Origin of the sequence: Mucilaginibacter terrenus (assembly GCF_003432065.1) — a bacterium.
GTDB classification, from domain to species: Bacteria; Bacteroidota; Bacteroidia; order Sphingobacteriales; family Sphingobacteriaceae; genus Mucilaginibacter; species Mucilaginibacter terrenus.
This window is the reverse complement of sequence record NZ_QWDE01000003.1, coordinates 237,124-255,821: the sequence shown is the minus strand read 5'-3', so window position 1 is coordinate 255,821 and position 18,698 is coordinate 237,124. Positions and strand designations below refer to the sequence as shown.

At 43.9% G+C, this 18,698-nt stretch carries 16 protein-coding genes; 15 read left to right on the top strand and 1 reads right to left on the bottom strand.

Features of this window, described 5'->3' with window-relative positions; genetic code table 11:
* Positions 1 to 5: 5 nt before the first annotated feature.
* The 4 genes from DYU05_RS16490 to DYU05_RS16475 all read left to right on the top strand — a co-directional run bounded on the left by DYU05_RS16490 (position 6) and on the right by DYU05_RS16475 (position 4,653).
* The gene (locus DYU05_RS16490) at positions 6 to 1,862 is read left to right on the top strand and encodes a CocE/NonD family hydrolase (RefSeq protein ID WP_117384240.1); all 1,857 of its coding nucleotides are present in this window, start codon (positions 6 to 8) and stop codon (positions 1,860 to 1,862) included.
* Between the two features lie 34 nt (positions 1,863 to 1,896).
* Entirely contained in the window at positions 1,897 to 2,301 is a 405-nt protein-coding gene (locus DYU05_RS16485; protein WP_117384239.1) for a hypothetical protein, read from the top strand.
* A 38-nt stretch (positions 2,302 to 2,339) separates the two neighbouring features.
* Complete coding sequence (locus DYU05_RS16480) at positions 2,340 to 2,759, top strand: VOC family protein (RefSeq protein ID WP_165852096.1); 420 nt, start codon at positions 2,340 to 2,342, stop codon at positions 2,757 to 2,759.
* Between the two features lie 382 nt (positions 2,760 to 3,141).
* Positions 3,142 to 4,653 carry a glycoside hydrolase family 32 protein gene (locus DYU05_RS16475; RefSeq protein WP_117384406.1) on the top strand — a complete coding sequence of 504 codons (1,512 nt, stop codon included), beginning with the start codon at positions 3,142 to 3,144 and terminating at the stop codon, positions 4,651 to 4,653.
* A 23-nt stretch (positions 4,654 to 4,676) separates the two neighbouring features.
* Here the strand turns inward: DYU05_RS16475 and purU are convergent, their stop codons facing one another.
* A complete protein-coding gene (purU, locus tag DYU05_RS16470) occupies positions 4,677 to 5,501 on the bottom strand; it encodes a formyltetrahydrofolate deformylase (RefSeq protein WP_117384237.1) in 825 nt (274 codons plus the stop codon).
* Positions 5,502 to 5,666: 165 nt separating this feature from the next.
* Between purU and mraZ the strand changes: the two genes are divergently transcribed.
* The 11 genes from mraZ to DYU05_RS16415 all read left to right on the top strand — a co-directional run bounded on the left by mraZ (position 5,667) and on the right by DYU05_RS16415 (position 18,695).
* Positions 5,667 to 6,128, top strand: coding sequence for a division/cell wall cluster transcriptional repressor MraZ (mraZ, locus tag DYU05_RS16465; protein ID WP_117384236.1), 462 nt, complete (start codon positions 5,667 to 5,669; stop codon positions 6,126 to 6,128).
* Positions 6,121 to 7,023 (top strand): 16S rRNA (cytosine(1402)-N(4))-methyltransferase RsmH, encoded by a 903-nt coding sequence (rsmH, locus tag DYU05_RS16460; protein ID WP_117384235.1) that lies wholly within the window; start codon positions 6,121 to 6,123, stop codon positions 7,021 to 7,023. The genes mraZ and rsmH overlap by 8 nt, the downstream gene beginning before the upstream one ends.
* Positions 7,020 to 7,424 (top strand): FtsL-like putative cell division protein, encoded by a 405-nt coding sequence (locus DYU05_RS16455; RefSeq protein WP_117384234.1) that lies wholly within the window; start codon positions 7,020 to 7,022, stop codon positions 7,422 to 7,424. The genes rsmH and DYU05_RS16455 overlap by 4 nt, the downstream gene beginning before the upstream one ends.
* The gene (locus DYU05_RS16450; RefSeq protein WP_117384233.1) at positions 7,421 to 9,523 is read left to right on the top strand and encodes a penicillin-binding protein; all 2,103 of its coding nucleotides are present in this window, start codon (positions 7,421 to 7,423) and stop codon (positions 9,521 to 9,523) included. The genes DYU05_RS16455 and DYU05_RS16450 overlap by 4 nt, the downstream gene beginning before the upstream one ends.
* The gene (locus DYU05_RS16445) at positions 9,520 to 10,980 is read left to right on the top strand and encodes a UDP-N-acetylmuramoyl-L-alanyl-D-glutamate--2,6-diaminopimelate ligase (RefSeq protein ID WP_117384232.1); all 1,461 of its coding nucleotides are present in this window, start codon (positions 9,520 to 9,522) and stop codon (positions 10,978 to 10,980) included. The genes DYU05_RS16450 and DYU05_RS16445 overlap by 4 nt, the downstream gene beginning before the upstream one ends.
* Before the next feature lie 98 nt (positions 10,981 to 11,078).
* Positions 11,079 to 12,320, top strand: coding sequence for a phospho-N-acetylmuramoyl-pentapeptide-transferase (mraY, locus tag DYU05_RS16440; protein WP_117384231.1), 1,242 nt, complete (start codon positions 11,079 to 11,081; stop codon positions 12,318 to 12,320).
* Positions 12,321 to 12,373: 53 nt separating this feature from the next.
* A complete protein-coding gene (gene murD, locus DYU05_RS16435; RefSeq protein WP_117384230.1) occupies positions 12,374 to 13,765 on the top strand; it encodes a UDP-N-acetylmuramoyl-L-alanine--D-glutamate ligase in 1,392 nt (463 codons plus the stop codon).
* A gap of 29 nt (positions 13,766 to 13,794) precedes the next feature.
* Complete coding sequence (locus tag DYU05_RS16430) at positions 13,795 to 14,940, top strand: FtsW/RodA/SpoVE family cell cycle protein (RefSeq protein ID WP_117384229.1); 1,146 nt, start codon at positions 13,795 to 13,797, stop codon at positions 14,938 to 14,940.
* A gap of 50 nt (positions 14,941 to 14,990) precedes the next feature.
* Complete coding sequence (gene murG / locus DYU05_RS16425; protein WP_117384228.1) at positions 14,991 to 16,151, top strand: undecaprenyldiphospho-muramoylpentapeptide beta-N-acetylglucosaminyltransferase; 1,161 nt, start codon at positions 14,991 to 14,993, stop codon at positions 16,149 to 16,151.
* Between the two features lie 50 nt (positions 16,152 to 16,201).
* The gene (murC, locus tag DYU05_RS16420; RefSeq protein ID WP_117384227.1) at positions 16,202 to 17,557 is read left to right on the top strand and encodes a UDP-N-acetylmuramate--L-alanine ligase; all 1,356 of its coding nucleotides are present in this window, start codon (positions 16,202 to 16,204) and stop codon (positions 17,555 to 17,557) included.
* Complete coding sequence (locus tag DYU05_RS16415) at positions 17,550 to 18,695, top strand: cell division protein FtsQ (RefSeq protein ID WP_205771919.1); 1,146 nt, start codon at positions 17,550 to 17,552, stop codon at positions 18,693 to 18,695. The genes murC and DYU05_RS16415 overlap by 8 nt, the downstream gene beginning before the upstream one ends.
* Positions 18,696 to 18,698 lie beyond the last annotated feature (3 nt).

Genomic DNA, 18,698 nt, shown 5'->3' with positions numbered 1-18,698 from the left:
AACCAATGAAAAGAACATTATTCTTCACCTGCTGCATGCTTGTTTTCGCGCTTTATTCATGCGCACAGGGCGATGCCGCTTACATAAAAGATAACTACACCAAATACGAGTACCAAATACCCATGCGCGATGGCAAAAAGCTGTTCACATCGGTTTACGTCCCTAAAGATCAATCAAAGAAGTATCCTTTTATGATGGACCGTACCTGCTACAGTGTGGCGCCATACGGGCCCGATAAGTACAAGGGCAGCCTTGGCCCGTCGCCCGCGTTTCTGCGTGATGGTTACATTTTTGTTTACCAGGATGTGCGCGGCCGCTGGATGAGCGAAGGTATTTACGAGGAAATGACGCCTGAACTGGAGCAGCACAAAACCAACAAGGATGTTGATGAGGGTACCGATACTTACGACACAATTGATTGGCTGCTCAAGAACGTGCCTAACAATAATGGCAAAGTAGGTGTATGGGGTATTTCTTATCCCGGCTTTTACACCACTACAGCCTTATTAAGCCGTCACCCCGCACTAGCGGCAGCATCGCCGCAGGCACCCATAGCCGATTTGTGGCGCGATGATGCATTTCATAACGGCGCGTTCTTTTTGGTGGCAAACTTTGGCTTTTACCCGGGCTTTACCAACCGGCAGGACGATAAACCAACACAGCGCCGCGGCGGCAGATTTGATCCCGGTACAAACGATGGTTACAAATTCTTTATGGACATGGGTTCTATGAGGAATACCAACGATAAATACTTCAAAGACACCATACGTTTATGGAACGAGATGATGGATCACCCAAATTACGATCAGCATTGGAAAGACCGTAACGTGCTTACCCACCTGCACGACATTAAAACACCAACCCTGGTGACAGGCGGCTGGTATGATGCCGAAGACCTTTATGGCGCCATAAACACCTATAAAACTTTAGCTCAGAAAAATCCGAATACTCCGGTTTACTTTGCTATGGGGCCATGGGTGCACGGCGGCTGGGCACGTGGTAACGGCGACCATTTAGGAGATGTAAGTTTTGGCGGCCCGACAGGTCCGTTCTATCGCGATAAAATAGAATTCGCATTTTTTAGCCATTACCTTAAAGGTACCCCGCTGGACCTGCCGAAGGTGTCCACTTTCCAAACAGGTGAAAACCAGTGGAAAGCCTACAAGCAATGGCCGCCGATTGAGGCTAAGGAACAGAAATTGTACCTGCTGCCCGGCGGTAAGCTGTCCTTCTTTGCGCCGGCTAATACCATGGTCGACTACAAAGAATACGTGTCTGACCCGATGAACCCCGTGCCATTTATTGCGGGTACAGACTTCGATATGACGCGCGAGTACATGACTGCCGACCAGCGCTTCGCCGAAAAACGGCCTGATGTGCTTACCTACAAAACAGATGTGCTGGATAAGGATGTTACCCTTGCCGGCAACATTTGGGCAAACATTAAATTTTCTACCACCGGTACAGATGCCGACCTGGTTGTTAAAGTGCTTGATGTATACCCGGATACTGCTACCAACAACCAGTTTACTGGTAAAGAGGTGAAAATGGCTGGTTACGAGCAGATGGTACGCAGCGAACCTATACGTGGCAAGTACCGCAACAGCTTTGAAAAACCCGAGCCATTTGTGCCGGGCAAGGTAACCGCTGTGAACTGGGAATTGCAGGATGTGCTGCACACCTTTAAAAAGGGACACCGCATCATGATACAGATCCAGAGCACCTGGTTCCCGCTGATAGACCGCAACACCCAGCAATTCCAGGACATCATGAAAGCTAAGGACACCGACTTTAAAAAAGCAACGCACAGGGTATATACCTCTAAAACTACCCCAAGCTATTTAAGGGTAAAGGTGTTGTGAGTTAATTACGCTATAATAGTGCTTAAAAGCCCGTATGATCTTGTTCCTATTGTTTGCTGCCTTTATTGTAGTTGCAGTAATGTACAGGCGATTGACGTCGTATGAAACGAAAGTCATTAACATAAATAACGAAACAAAGACAATTGAATTTGTTAATAAGAATGCTTTTGGCAAAGTGATGAAGGAGCAATACCAAGCCGCTGATATTTACTTTAGCTACCGTAAACGAAACATATCAAGGTACCAGGGGCAAGGTTTTTTTCACGATAACCGTCCCAAAGTTTGTATAATAGATACTGCGCAAAAAACCGTTGGTATGTTAATGCCTGGTAAGCTCGGATGGAATGATAAAAACATAGCGCAGACTTGTAGAAATATGCAGGGTATCGGCGTTAAAAGAATAACTGAGAAGTATAGTGATGATGAGGGCGAACTTTAACAGTTCCCTTGTATTATAAACTTAAAGCAATTACGAGTTTGAGAAGCTTAGATATTAAGATCAACGCCATCCAGCACATCGGCATACCTGTGACCGACCTCAAGCGCTCGAAGACGTTTTACGAACGTCTTGGTTTTGCTAACGTGATGCAAGCGACTTTTGATGAAAAGGGCGAGCCGGGCACCTGCGTAATGATGAAGCGGGATAACATGATCATGGAACTTTATGAGTTGCCGGAAAGTGGGTTAAATGAGATTCGTTCCCGCAGCAATGGTCATATCGACCACGTAGCTTTCGATGTAGAGGATATTGAAGTTGCTTATAACTCCATTAAAGAGGCAGGCTTTAACATCATAGAACCTGAACCTGTCTTTTTACAATTTTGGGAGAGGGGCTGCAAGTACTTCAATATTACAGGTCCGGATGGTGAGCGGTTGGAGTTTAATCAAATATTATAAAGAACCTGCATAAGCATGGAATCTTTGAAGATAAATGCTTGTCGCGTGTTATTGTGGTAGCTTATTAGCGTAATCTCGTATCCAAGGCTCGTTAAGAAGTGTTTCACCAAAAGTGTTTCGGTCTAGCACTCATAAAATTGCATTCAGATATAAATAGTTGATTGTCAACGATATGTTATTTAGACGCCAATTTTTAGACTGTTTCGGGTTGTTTCGCTTTAATTTACATGTGTCTGTAGTACAGTGTTTTATCTAAATTGCTGTTTCGGGTGTTTCGCGTATGCGAAACGAAACACCCGTTGCCGATCCGGCGCATTAAATTAGTTGTGCCATGATGTTTTTTGGTGTGCATGATGTAGTTTTACCAAACCAACAAACCGTTATGAAGTATAAATACCTGTTGCCATTTCTTGCGCTGCTTGTAGCTGCTAATGCATTTGCCCAAAAAGCAGGAAAGTTATATCACGAACAATACCGTCCGCAGATCCACTTTTCACCCAAATCGGGTTGGATGAACGACCCTAACGGAATGGTGTATTATAAAGGTGTGTATCACTTGTTTTATCAGCATTATCCAGACGGCATAGTGTGGGGGCCTATGCACTGGGGCCATGCTACCAGTAAAGATATGATTCACTGGAAAGAGCAGAAAATCGCGCTTTATCCGGATAAACTCGGGTACATCTTCAGCGGCAGCGCGGTAATTGATGTAAATAACACATCTGGTTTTGGTAAAAACGGCAAGGTGCCGATGGTAGCTATATTCACCCATCATGACCCTGTAGGTGAAAAGGCCGGTAAAGATAATTTCCAAAATCAAAGTATAGCCTACAGTCTCGATGAGGGTAAAACCTGGACGAAATATGCTGGTAACCCGGTTTTAAAGAACCCCGGAATAAAAGACTTTCGAGACCCAAAGGTTTACTGGTACGAGCCTCAGCATAAGTGGATAATGACGCTGGCAACTAAAGATCGCATAACGTTTTACTCGTCACCGAATCTAAAAACATGGAAAAAAGAGAGTGAGTTTGGTGAACACCTGGGTGCCCATGGCGGTGTTTGGGAGTGCCCGGATCTTTTCCCAATGACGCTTAAAGGCAAACAGCACTGGGTGCTTATTGTCAACATTAATCCCGGCGGGCCAAACGGCGGCTCGGCTACACAATACTTTATAGGCGATTTTAATGGCAAAACGTTCACTCCAATGAACGAAAACGTAAAGTGGGCGGACTTTGGGCCTGATGAATATGCGGGCATAACCTGGAGTAATACAGGCAACAGGCGTATATTCCTGGGGTGGATGAGTAACTGGGAATACGCTAACCAGGTTCCGGCAAGTACCTGGCGCAGCACCATGACAATTCCCCGCGAACTTGGGTTAAAAGAGGTAAACGGCGAAGTATATCTTACCTCTACGCCGGCAAAGGAACTGGCAAGCATTGCAATAAAATCAATAAATGTCCCTACTGCGATACTAGCAAATGGCCGGGATGTGGCATCGTTTATCAAAATGCCTTCATATTATCGCTTAAAACTTTCTGCTGCTAAAGAAGACCTGTTTATCAATCTCTTTAACGATGCCGGGGAATCGCTTGTGATTGGTTATAACAAGAAGAGTGACCGCTATTTCATTGAAAGGGATAAGTCGGGCAAGACCGATTTCAACAAGAATTTCAGCAAACTGGCATATGTTCCCAGGTTCTCTGGTCAAGAAACATTAGATGTAGATATTGTTGTGGACGGAACTTCTGTAGAAATGTTTGCAGATGGTGGTCTAAGTAATTTAACCAGCATATTCTTTGCGGCTAAGCCATACAATCACATCAGTATTCAAACTGCGAAAGGTTCAGTAGTAAACAAGGTCAGCATCACTCCATTAAAATCCATTTGGTAGTGCTGAAACTTGCAGGGTGCTGATTATTCCAATACCACCGTTTTGTTCTTAAACACGAACACCCGGTCGTCGAATACCAGTTTCAAAGCTCTCGCCAATACGGCGGTTTCAATTTCCTGGCCGGCTTTTACCATATCTGCTACGGTGAAGGAGTGGCCAGCCGGTATAATCTGCTGGGCAATAATCGGCCCCTCATCCAACTCATTGGTAACATAATGAGCAGTTGCGCCAATCAGCTTTACGCCGCGCTCATAAGCTTGCCTGTACGGGCTGGCCCCTGCAAATGCGGGCAGAAATGAATGATGGATGTTGATGATCCTTCGGCTAAAACGTTCTACAAATCCCCCGGACAGTATCCGCATGAATTTAGCCAGGACGAGGTAATCAAATTCATAAGACTCAACAGTGTTCAGTAGCCTATTTTCGAAATCAACAGCATCTCCCTCGAACGGAACATAGTGAAATGGAATATCAAATCTGTCGCAAATATCTTTAAGGACTATATGGTTGCCAACTACGCATTGTACTGCAGCACTAAGGGTATTAAAATGGTTGCGTATCAATATGTCCGCAAGGCAATGATATTCTTTTGTAACTAATACAACAATCTTTTTTGCTGTGCCCGGGTTTATCTTAATTAAAGCACCTTTGGGAAGTATTTGCTCCAGGTCTTTATATATTGAGTGATCTACCGTTGCACCATCAACTTCAAGCCTCATAAAAAATAGCTTTTCTACATTGTCAACATGCTCCTGCATGGCTGTTATGTTCATCTTTTTTTCAGCAAGCAGCGCGGAAATGGCAGCTACAAGCCCTATTTGATCGGTACACTGTATTACAATAATCATCACTTAAAAAGGGGGTAAAATCATTGGCGGTAAAGCTATAATTATTGGCCTTAAGTCACAGGCTTTCAAGCCATAAAAGTGTTGAAAACTTTTTGGTGGTAAAAAGTGTTAGAAAGTGGGAAAAGTAATTTACTTTTACGTTACAAAAATTGTCGACCATTAAGAATGTCCTACTTAACCGGTGAATACGAGTGTAAACTAGATGCCAAGGGGCGGATGATGATCCCTGCAGGCCTCAAAAAACAGCTTCCAGAAGCTGATGCTGAGGGTCTTGTGATCAACCGCGGGCTCGAGAATTACCTTGTAATTTATACCAAAAAAGAGTGGGACAAACGTTTGGACGAACTAAGCAAACTTAACGAATACGATAGAAAAAGCATTCAGTTTGTGAGATATTTTACCGGTGGAGCAACTACCATGATCCCTGACAGTGCCGGGCGGATTAACCTGCCAAAAAACCTGATGGAACATGCGGGTATAACCGGTGATGTGGTGCTTACCTGTATGCTTAATAAAATAGAGGTTTGGGACTTGAATGCTCACAAGGTGATGATAGCGAACGAGCCTGAAAATTTTGCTGAACTGGCCGAAGAAGTAATGGGTAATAAAAGGAGGGTAAATGAGTAATTATCATACCCCTGTTATGCTGAACGAATGTATTGAGGCTTTAAACATAAAGCCCGGCGGTACTTACGTTGATGTTACTTTTGGTGGTGGTGGCCATTCGCGTGAGATACTTAAGCACCTGGGTGATGATGGCCAGTTGCTGGCATTTGACCAGGATGCCGACGCGCAGCAGAATAAAATTAACGATAGCAGATTCACCTTTATTGATCAGAATTTCAGGTACCTGAAGAACTTTAGCCGCCTGCATAATGCTATACCAGTTGATGGTATACTGGCCGATTTGGGAGTATCATCCTATCAGTTTGACCAGGCCGAGCGTGGTTTTTCTATCCGCTTTGATGCTGAGCTTGATATGCGTATGAACCAGTCATCGGAGCTTAGCGCTAAGGAGGTGGTTAATAACTATGGCGAAGCTGATCTTCACCGCATTTTTGGAATGTACGGTGAAATTCAGAATGCTAAATCACTTGCAAAAACAATAGTAACGGCCAGGTTAAACGGACCTATAAACACGGTTGCTGATCTGAAGAATGCAATCCAAAACCTTATCCCTCGCGGAAAAGAGAACAAATACCTGGCGCAGGTATTCCAGGCGCTTCGCATTGAGGTTAATCAGGAGTTGGAAGCGTTAAAAGATTTCCTGATGCAGTCAGCAGAAGTATTAGCTGTAGGTGGCAGGTTGGTGGTAATGAGTTACCACTCACTTGAAGATAGGTTGGTGAAAAATTTCATAGCAAAGGGAAAGTTCAGTGGTGAGGTGGAGAAGGACCTTTATGGTAACGATAATAAGCCGTTTGACGCGGTAAGCCGCGGCGCAATAACTGCAACTGCAGACGAGATACAAAACAATAACAGGGCACGCAGTGCAAAACTCAGAATAGCTGTAAAGAAATGAACCGTTTACGCACAGAAATTCAGGAAGAGGAAGCTGAAAAGGAGCTGGTAGTTGAGGAGAAGCCTGTAAGGGAAATTCCGGACAATTTTATCACTCAGTTTCTAAAGAACGGGGTTATTACTACAGATGATGCTACCCGTGCTTTGCCGTTTGTGCTGTTCCTGGTGTTATTGGGCATGCTTTACATAGGTAACAGGCACATGGCCGATAACACTGTGCGGGATATTGATAAAATAGGTAAAGAAGTTAAAGAATTGAGCTGGGAATACAAAAGCACCAAGGCTGAACTTGCATTTAAAAGCACTTTGACTGAGGTAGCTAAACGTGCAGATACTTTAGGTATAAGAGCATCTGAGCAGCCGCCACAAAAAATAGTAGTGAAGGAGGGCGCGCAGCAATGAGTATCAGGACTAATATATTACTTAGGGTTTATCTTGCTTTCGGCTTGATCCTGCTTTTTGCAGCGGCTGTGGTTTTTCAATTATGCCGGGTGCAGCTTGCGCAGGGCGAAAAATGGAAGAGTATGGCTCAGCAGATGTCTACCCGCTACCGCACTATTGAAGCGGCAAGAGGTAACATCTTTTCTGATGATGGAGCTTTACTTGCAACATCGGTTCCTGAATATGAATTACATATGGACATGCTTGCCGGAGGCATTGCTGATGATAAAGCATTTGACGAAAAGATAGATTCTTTGGCGATGAAAATGTCGCAGTACTTTGGCGACAGACCAGCACGCGAGTACTCCCGTATTTTCCGTGAAGCACGTAAAGAGGGATCCCGTTACCAGTTGGTGAGGCGTAAGGTTACTTACAAGCAGCTTAAGGAAATCAGGAAGTTTCCTGTTTTTAATCTGGGTAAGTACAAAGGCGGATTAATAGTGGTAGCTCAAAATAAGCGTATACTGCCTTTTCGTTCGCTTGCTGCACGTACCATAGGATACAAGAATGAAAACGTTAGAAATGCGGTTGGCCTTGAGGGGTCATTTGCAAGTTATATAAATGGCGAAAGCGGAAAACGCCTTGAGCAAAGGCTTGCAGGCGGTGTTTGGATACCGGTTAATGATGAAGAAGAGGTTGCTCCTAAAGAAGGTGCTGATATCATCTCTACCATCAATATCAACTTCCAGGACATTGCTCAAAGCGCGTTGGAGAAACAATTGATAAAGAGCAATGCCGATCATGGTACTGTTATTTTGATGGAAGTAGCTACGGGCGAGATCCGCGCAATGGCTAACTACACCAAAATGCCTGACGGAAGCTTCAAAGAAAAGTTCAACTACGCCATTGCAGGTAATCAGGATCCCGGTTCTACATTCAAAGTAGTCTCTTACATGGCTTTGTTGGAAGACAAGATGATTGATACTAACAACCTGGTAAGTACCGAAAATTACAAAATACCGGGTAACAGCCATATCATCAAAGATTCGCACGGCAGCATAGGTACAGTTACAGTAAAAAAGGCCTTCGAAGAATCGTCGAACGCGGCTGTGGCATCACTGGTAAATCGTTATTATACCAACAATCAGGCTAAGTTCACCAACCATTTGTACGATTGGCACCTGAACGAAAAGTTTGGTTTGCAAATACCGGGCGAAGCTCAACCGGTTGTGAAGAATCCGAAAAATGCAAGCTGGAACAAATACATGACCCTTCCACAGATGGCGTACGGTTATGAGATGCAGTTAACGCCGTTAAAAATGTTGTCCTTCTATAATGCTGTTGCCAACAATGGCAAATACGTATCACCAATTTTTGTGAAGGAGATCAGAAGGCTTGGTAACACAGTAGAACGCTTTCAGGCGCATGTTATCAATGACAAAATTTGTTCAGACGTAACGCTGAAGAAAATGCAGGAAATGTTAGAAGGTGTAGTGAGTGAGGGTACTGGTAAAACTAACGTAAAAAGCGAAATGTTTAAAATAGCCGGTAAAACGGGCACCGCGCAAGTCGCCGATGGCCGCAACGGCTACAAAGGGAAAAAGCAATATCAATCATCTTTCTGCGGTTATTTTCCGGCTGACAACCCCAAGTACTCACTTATTGTGGTAATAAACGACCCTAAGAACGGCTATTACGCTGCTTCTACAGCTGGGCCAGCATTTAAGGAAATATGCGAAAAGGTTTATGCAAGCAGCCTGGGTATAGAGCACCCACCAGTACGGTATGTAGGTAATACAACTTTGCCGCAGTACAAGCACGGCAATTTAAAGGCGCTTAAACAAGTTTATCAAAAACTAGGCGTAAAGCCTTTATATGCCTCTACAAACGCGGCTGCAAATGGCATTGATACCAGCAGCGGCATTGCCTTCGAAGAAAACAGGGTAAAAGCGGGTACTGTTCCTAATGTTGTTGGGATGGGGTTGAGCGATGCGCTGTACGTTTTGGGCAATGCAGGTTATAAAGTTGCTGTAAAGGGCAGCGGCAGTGTAAGTACACAGTCGGTTACCGGCGGCAGTCAAATACCACGTGGATCAAAAATAATAATAGAACTGCAATGAGATATTTAAGCGACATACTGGAAGGAGTAGCTTTTACCGAGCTGCAGGGAAGTGCGGATGTAGAGATATCTGCAGTGGTTTTTGATTCACGTAAGGTGGAGCCGGGCTGCTTGTTTGTGGCGCTTAAAGGCACCGCAGTGGACGGCCATGATTATATAGAACAAGCCGTAAAGCAAGGTGCAGTAGCAGTTATTTGTGAAGACCTTCCGGCACATACCGCGCAGGAAGCAGACTTTTTGATGGTTGCTAACTCTGCCAAAGCGCTGGGTACTATCGCTGCCAACTTTTACGAAAACCCGTCCAGTAATCTCAAGCTGGTTGGCGTAACTGGTACCAATGGCAAAACTACTGTAGCAACGCTGCTGTATAAGGTGTTCAGAGATATGGGGTATAAGTGCGGTTTATTATCTACCGTGGAGAACCAGGTTAACGGACGTATTATCCCGTCTACCCATACTACTCCTGATCCTGTAGTGCTCAATAAGCTGTTAGCAGATATGGTGGACGAGGGCTGCGACTACTGCTTTATGGAGGTTAGCTCCCATGCTGTTGCGCAACACAGGATAGAAGGTTTACGGTTTTCAGGCGGAATATTCACCAATCTTACGCACGATCATCTCGATTATCACAAAACGTTTGAAAGCTATTTGAAAGCCAAAAAGGCGTTCTTTGACGGTCTGCCTAAAAGCGCGTTCGCGTTAACTAACGGTGATGACAAGAATGGTAGCGTGATGCTGCAAAACACATCGGCACATAAAAAAAGTTATGGTCTCAAGAGCATGGCCGACTATCGTGCCCGTATTATTGAAAACCAGTTTGGCGGCCTTTTGCTGAATATTGATAACGAAGAAGTTTGGTTCAAACTGGTTGGCACTTTCAATGCATATAATCTACTGGCGGTTTACGCTGCGGCAATGCTGTTGGAGCAGGATAGATCTAAAGTGCTCATCAGCTTAAGTAAGCTGACTGGTGCAGAAGGCAGGTTTGAATATATTGTGGCACCTAATAAAGTGATTGGTATTGTTGATTATGCCCATACCCCGGATGCAGTACAAAACGTGTTGAGCACTGTTCATGATATCCGTAAAGGCAAAGAAAAAGTGATAACCGTTATCGGTTGCGGCGGTGACAGGGATAAAACCAAACGCCCTATTATGGCTAAGGTTGCAACTGAATGGAGCGACAAGGTGATCCTGACATCAGATAACCCTCGGACCGAAGACCCGGCTCAGATTATTAAAGATATGGAAGCTGGTATTGATCCGGCATTTAAAAGAAATACGCTTAGCATAGCAGATAGGAGGGAAGCAATAAGAACTGCATGTATGCTGGCGCAGCCGGGAGATATTATCCTGTTGGCAGGAAAGGGTCATGAGAAGTACCAGGAAGTTAATGGTGTAAAAAACCATTTTGACGATATGGAAGAACTGGAGGACCAGTTTAAAGACATGATTTAAGTGCGGGTGATAAGAGTAATAATAAACGAGTAACCAATTAACCAAATTTATACAGATCTGCAAGATGCGCTTGGCGCATCTGCATAGCAAATTAGCCAATGCTATATTACCTGTTTAACTACTTAAACAAAAACTACAGTATTCCGGGTGCAGGGGTATTTCAATATCTCACGTTCCGTATGGCAATGGCTGTTATTGTTTCCTTGTTGGTTACTACTGTTTATGGCAGAAGGTTGATTGACTATTTGCGCTTTAAACAGGTTGGTGAAACAGTGCGCAACCTTGGGTTGGAAGGCCAGATGCAAAAATCCGGCACACCAACAATGGGTGGTGTTATCATCCTTTTGGGCATACTGATACCAACTTTGCTTTTTGCACAGCTGGATAACATCTACATCATCATGATGCTGGTTACTACCGTCTGGCTGGGTGCAATTGGCTTTTTGGATGATTACATAAAAGTTTTTAAAAAGAACAAAGAAGGGTTAGCAGGTCGGTTTAAAATAACAGGTCAGGTTGGTCTTGCACTGTTTATCGGGTTTACAATGTATTTCAACAGCAATATCCTCATCCGCCAGGAAGTGCAGTTACCGGTGAAGTATGATGTTCCTGTTCGTTTCCATATGCGGGGCGATAAACCTGTATATACACAGGACATCAAGTCTACCAAAACAACAATGCCTTTCTATAAAAATAATGAGTTTGATTATGGAAAGGTGCTTAAGTTTTTGGGTAAGGGTTACGAGCATTATGCACTGGTAGTATTTATGTTTTTTACCATAATCATCATCACCTTTATATCTAATGGCGCTAACATTACGGACGGTATAGACGGTTTAGCGACGGGTACATCGGCTATCATCGGACTTACATTAGCCATACTTGCATACGTATCGGGTAATACACTTATAGCCGATTACCTGAACATTATGTACATACCAAACTCTGCAGAGCTTGTAATATTTGCAGGCGCGTTTGTAGGTGCGTGTGTAGGCTTCTTGTGGTACAACTCTTACCCCGCACAGGTTTTCATGGGCGACACGGGCAGTCTGGCGATAGGCGGGATAATAGCGGTTTTCGCTATTATGATACGTAAGGAGCTTTTAATACCGGTGCTTTGTGGAATTTTTGTAGTAGAGAATTTTTCGGTAATGATACAGGTTGGGTGGTTCAAGTGGACCAAAAAGCGCTTTGGTGAAGGCCGTCGTGTTTTCCTGATGGCGCCGCTGCATCACCATTATCAGAAGAAAGGCTTTCACGAGTCTAAGATCGTTACCCGCTTTTACATCATTTGTATTATGCTGGCCATAATTACCGTGATAACATTGAAATTAAGATAGATAGTCGACCGAGTGGGTAGCAAAGAATATAGCATCAGATAGAATACGAAACAATGTCTACACAACCAACCAGTTCAGCTCATCAGGATTTCGCCCAAAAAAAGGCGAACGGAGCAAGAATTGCCATTCTCGGCGCAGGCGAGAGTGGTGTTGGTGCTGCATACCTTGCTCAACAGAAAGGTTACGAAGTGTTTGTTTCTGATTTTGGTTCAATTGCAGATAATTACAAGAAACAACTGCAGGACTGGGCTATTGATTTTGAGGAGAACGGCCATACTCAAGAGTTGATATTGAATGCACTTGAAGTGGTAAAAAGCCCTGGTATACCAGACAAAGCGCCTATAGTTAAGCAGTTACTGGCACAGAATACGCCGGTGATCTCCGAGATAGAATTCGCAGGTCGCTACACAGATGCGAAGATGATTTGCATCACAGGCTCCAATGGTAAAACAACAACTACCAGCCTGGTCTACCACATTCTTAAGAACGCTGGATTGAATGTTGGTTTGGCAGGTAACATAGGAAAAAGCTTTGCTTACCAGGTAGCTACTGAAGCTTACGATCACTACGTACTGGAAATAAGCAGCTTTATGCTGGACAATATGTATAAGTTCAGGGCTAACATAGCGGTGTTGTTGAATATCACGCCCGATCACCTGGACCGTTACGACTACAAGCTGGAGAACTATGCAGCATCCAAATTCAGGATAACGCAAAACCAAACTGCCGAAGATGCTTACATCTATTGTGCAGACGATGCTGAAACAATTAAAGTAATGGAGGGGAAACAAATAGCTGCAGAGCAGTTGCCCTTCTCAATAACCAAGAAAATAGAAACGGGAGCATATCTCGAAAACGACAATATTGTCATAAATCTACATCAACAACATTTTCAAATGTCGATTACCGAACTGGCCCTGCAGGGAAAGCACAACCTTTACAACTCAATGGCTTCGGGCATTGTTGCTAAAGTACTGGAGTTGCGCAACGAGACGATTAGAGAGAGCATGGGCAATTTCCACAGCATTGAACACAGGCTGGAGTTTGTGGCTAAAATATCAGGCATCAGCTTTATCAATGATAGTAAAGCCACCAATGTAAACAGCACCTGGTACGCACTGGAAAGCATGACCACTGATGTTGTACTAATTTTGGGAGGCGTTGACAAAGGTAATGACTACGGTATGCTGCGCGACTTAGTAAAGCAAAAGGTAAAAGCCATCGTATGCCTTGGTAAAGACAATAAGCGTATTCATGATGCTTTTGAGGATGACGTAGAAGTTATTGTAAATACATCATCTGCATCTGAAGCAGCGCAGGTGGCTTATCATCTGGCAGCTAAAGGGGATACTGTTCTGCTGTCACCAGCATGCGCGAGTTTTGATTTGTTCAAAAACTACGAAGACAGGGGCAAGCAGTTTAAAGAAGCAGTTAAAGAGCTGTAATCAGATAACATTAGTCAATTAACAAAGGGATGGATCAGATATTAAAAAATGTAAAAGGCGACAGGTGGATATGGCTTATAGTCATACTGCTATCGTTAATATCTCTGCTGGCGGTGTATAGCTCAACCGGCACCATTGCTTATAAGCACAATACAGGTGCCGAGTCTTACCTCATGAAACATATGTTTATGTTGTTTGGTGGTTTGGCGCTGATGTATATTTCGCACCGATTGGATTATCGTTGGTATGCGGGGATATCCAAACTGTTAATGATCATTACCATACCACTATTACTTTATACGCTTGTATTTGGTAGCCATGTGAACGATGCAAGCCGTTGGATAGCCATACCGGGCACGGGCCTAACCTTCCAAACCTCCGATTTGGCTAAACTGGCATTGATAACTTACCTGGCGCGTACCCTGTCGCGTAAGCAGGAAAACATAAAGGATGTAAAACAATCATTCATCCCTATCATGGGGTCGGTATGCCTCGTATTTATACTTATTGCACTTGCAAATTTATCAACGGCACTCATGCTGTTTGGTGTAAGTATACTGCTGTTAATTATAGGCCGTATTAGTATCAAACAAATATCTGTAGTGTGCCTTGCGGGTATGGTGCTGCTTGCCGGGGTGATATTTTTGGGCCCAAGGCGCGCTACTTATGTGTCGCGTATTCAAGCCTTTATGCATCCCGAAAAAGCCAATCCGGATAAGTCATTCCAGAGCGATCACTCTAAAATAGCTATTGCTACCGGAGGCTTTGTTGGTAAAGGCCCGGGTAACAGTACCGAGCGTAACTACCTTCCGCACCCATATTCCGATTTTATATACGCAACCATTGTTGAGGAATATGGATTGATTGGCGGCTTTATGCTGGTGGGTATTTACCTATTTTTACTATATAGGTGTATCAAGATCGTAACAAAAGCTCCTAAGGCTTTCGGTGCATTGCTGGCGGCGGGTTTAAGTTTTAGCTTGACCATTCAGGCTTTTGCTAACATGGCTGTAGCTGTAGGTTTAGGTCCGGTAACTGGCGTGCCATTGCCATTGGTTAGTATGGGTGGTACATCCATATTGTTCACAAGTGTGGCGTTCGGCATCATCCTGTCAGTGAGCAGGGATATTGATGAACCAAGGAAAGTTGTTGTAGGAGAAATACGGGAGGCATAATGTCCCGGTTCTAAACGAATACAAATTAATTTAGAAGATACGAGTAATAGATGAAAACACAAGGCAGTAACAATAGCAATCAAAATCTCTCCACAACCGGAAGGGATGCTGCGCTGCGTGTTATCATTAGCGGTGGTGGTACCGGCGGCCATATCTTCCCGGCTATTTCTATCGCCAATGCGTTAAAAAGGATTGACCCAGCCACGGAGATATTGTTTGTAGGCGCAACCGGCCGTATGGAGATGGAAAAAGTACCGGCTGCAGGTTACAAGATCATAGGTTTAGATATACAGGGTATTCAGCGTAAATCTATACTCAAGAACATTATGTTTCCGATAAAGCTTGTTGGAAGCGTACTTAAGGCAGTAAAGATTATTAAGGAATTTAAGCCTGATGCTTGCGTAGGAGTTGGGGGGTATGCATCAGGTCCGCTGTTATATGCTGCATCAGTAATGGGAGTACCAACCCTTATCCAGGAGCAGAACTCATATGCTGGAATTACTAATAAATGGTTAGGCAAGAAAGCTAAAAAGATATGTGTTGCGTTTGACGGCATGGATAAGTTTTTCCCTGCCGAAAGAATCATTAAAACAGGTAACCCTATTCGTAAGGACTCCGTTAACATTGACGGTAAGCATACGGAGGGATTGGAGCTATATAAGCTATCAAACCTGAAAAAGACCATACTAATTACCGGCGGAAGCCTTGGTGCGCGTACCCTAAATAGTAGTGTACTAGCCGCACTGGACAAGATTGTTAATGCCGATGTGCAGGTTATTTGGCAAACGGGAAAGTTCTATTATAAAAGCATACTAGAACAATTGGGTAGAGACATCCACCCAAACATAGCTGTAGTAGAGTTTTTAAACCGTATGGACCTGGCTTATGCCGCGGCTGATGTAATTATTTCCCGTGCAGGAGCTGGTACCATTGCAGAGCTTTGTGTTATAAAAAAACCGGTGATACTGGTGCCATCGCCAAATGTGTCGGAAGACCATCAAACCAAGAACGCACTTGCATTGGTACACGAGAACGCATCCATATTTGTGGCCGACCGCGATGCCGAAGCACAACTAATTGACAAGGCAATTGAACTTTTAAACGATAAAGATTTGCAAAAGAAATTAAGCGATAACATAGGTAAGCTGGCTATGCCGGATGCTGATGATGTAATTGCGAAAGAAGTTATCCAAATAACAAACAACAATTGAATCTGGCTAACCTCCGCGGTTGCGGGGGTAGCCCTTTTTAAAAGAGCAAAATGGAATTAAAGAACATACAACGTGTGTACCTGGTAGGGATTGGCGGCATAGGCATGAGTGGCCTTGCGCGCTATTTTCATCATTTGGGTGCAGTTGTATGCGGATATGATAAAACAAGTACCCCGCTGACGGATGCGCTGCATAACGAAGGAATACGGGTGATATTTGAAGACAGGGCAGATTGGATACCAATGAGTTTCCAAAAGCCCTGCGATGGCACCCTCATAATTTTTACACCTGCTATCCCTAAGGATTCGACAATACTAAACTATTTCCGAAATAATGGTTTCGATCTTCAGAAACGTTCTCAAGTGTTGGGCATTATCAGCCGTGGGATGTTCACTATTGCGGTTGCGGGTACCCATGGTAAAACAACCACATCGGGCATGATCGCCCATATTTTGAAAGACTCCGGAAAGGATTGTTCCGCATTTCTTGGAGGTATATCATCCAACTACAATACCAATGTGCTGTACGGTAATAACGATATCGTGGTGGTTGAAGCTGATGAGTACGATAGATCGTTCCTTACGCTCAACCCCGATACTGCAGTGATCACCTCAATGGATGCCGATCACCTTGATATCTATGGAGATCATTCGCAATTGGAGGAGTCGTTCAGGTTGTTTGCTTCGCAGATTAAAGAGCGTGGCGTGCTCATCCGTAAAAAAGGCTTACCACTGGATGGCGGCTATACCTATGGCATTGAGACAAATGCTGATGCTAACGGAACCAACATCCGGATTGAGAACGGCAGCTTTTACTTTGATTTTAACAGTGCAGTCGTTTCCATCCCTAATATTAAGATGGGCATAGCCGGAATTCATAACGTAGAAAATGCCGTAGCCGCTATAGCTGCTACATTAAGGTTAGATATTTCTGCTGATGCGATCAAACTGGCTCTAGGGTCATTTAAAGGCATTAAGCGCAGGTTTGAATATATAGTTAGAACCGAAAAGCACATTTATATAGATGATTACGCACATCATCCTGAAGAGTTAAGAGCTGCTATATCTTCTGTAAAAAAGCTGTTCCCGCAAAAGAAACTTACGGTGATTTTCCAGCCACACCTGTTCAGCCGGACGCGTGATTTTGCCGATGGCTTTGCTGAGGTGCTGGATATGGCGGATGAGTTACTGTTACTTGATATTTATCCTGCAAGGGAGTTGCCCATACCAAGTGTAACCAGTGATATGTTGCTGGACAGGATGAAATTGCCGGCTAAACGGAAATGTGGAAAACAAGAAGCAGTTGATATTGTGCGGTTTGAGAAACCTGAGCTACTTTTAACCGTAGGAGCAGGCGATATAGACCAGCTTGTTCAACCGCTCAAAAACGTATTGGAAAATGTTTAAGAAACGCATTTGGAAACCACTGCTTATTGGCTTGGGCTGGACTATCAGCTTAGCCGGCTTGGTGGTGCTTATGAGTTTCATTGAGGTAAAAAAATCTGAAGTGGTGTGCAAGGCCATTAAGGTATATATACCCGGCAGTCATTACTTTATAGACAGGCAGGAGGTAGACAATATTCTGGAGATGGACAGTCATACGCTGATAGGCCGCCGTATAGAAGCAATAGATATCCATGCGTTAGAGGAAAGGCTTAAGAATAATCCTTTTGTGGAGTTTGCTAAAGTATACGTGGATATGGATGGGGTGATACAGGTAGAAGTTAGCCAGCGCCAGCCAATACTGCGCGTAATGAACCGGTTTGATCAGGATTTTTATATAGACCAACATGGGTTAAAAATGCCATTATCGCAAAGCTTTACAGCACGTGTAATTGCTGCTAACGGGTACATAGACGAGCTGTTTGCCAACAAGGTTGATTCGTTGCATACCGGTTTGGCCAAGCAGATATTTGCTACTGCAGATTTCATCAGAAAAGATTCACTTTGGGACGCACAAATAGCACAGATATACGTTAACCAGGATCACGAAATAGAATTAGTGCCAAGAGTGGGTAACCAGCGCATATTACTGGGCAATGCCGATTCGCTCGATGTTCGTTTTAATAATCTGAAAGCGTTTTACAAACAAGCGGTACCGTTGGTAGGGTGGGATGCTTATAAGCAGATCAATATTAAATATACCAACCAGGTGATTGGCGTAAAAAACCAAACCTTGCTGGACTCGTTAGCAATGGCGAAGAAAGAAGCGGCGCGTAAAGCCACTGCCGATTCTATACGCAATGTAATGGCTGGCAGTGCTGCGTCAACAGATTCGGTTACAGTGGCCCCGGTTAGTAGTAATGTTGCCAAACCAGAAGTGAAAAAGCAAGCTGCGGAAAGTAAACCTGTGGTACGCAAAGTATCAGCTACCACAACAAGCAATAGTAAACCAGTAGCTAAAGTAACTAAACCAGCGGTTGTTAAAGCCGCAGCTAAAAAGCAGCCCGAAAAAGCTAAAGCTACTAAACCGTCTGCAAAGCCGGCAGTTGCCAAAGCAGTAAAGCAAGGCGCGAAGAAGACAACAAAAAAGACATCTACTTAAAAT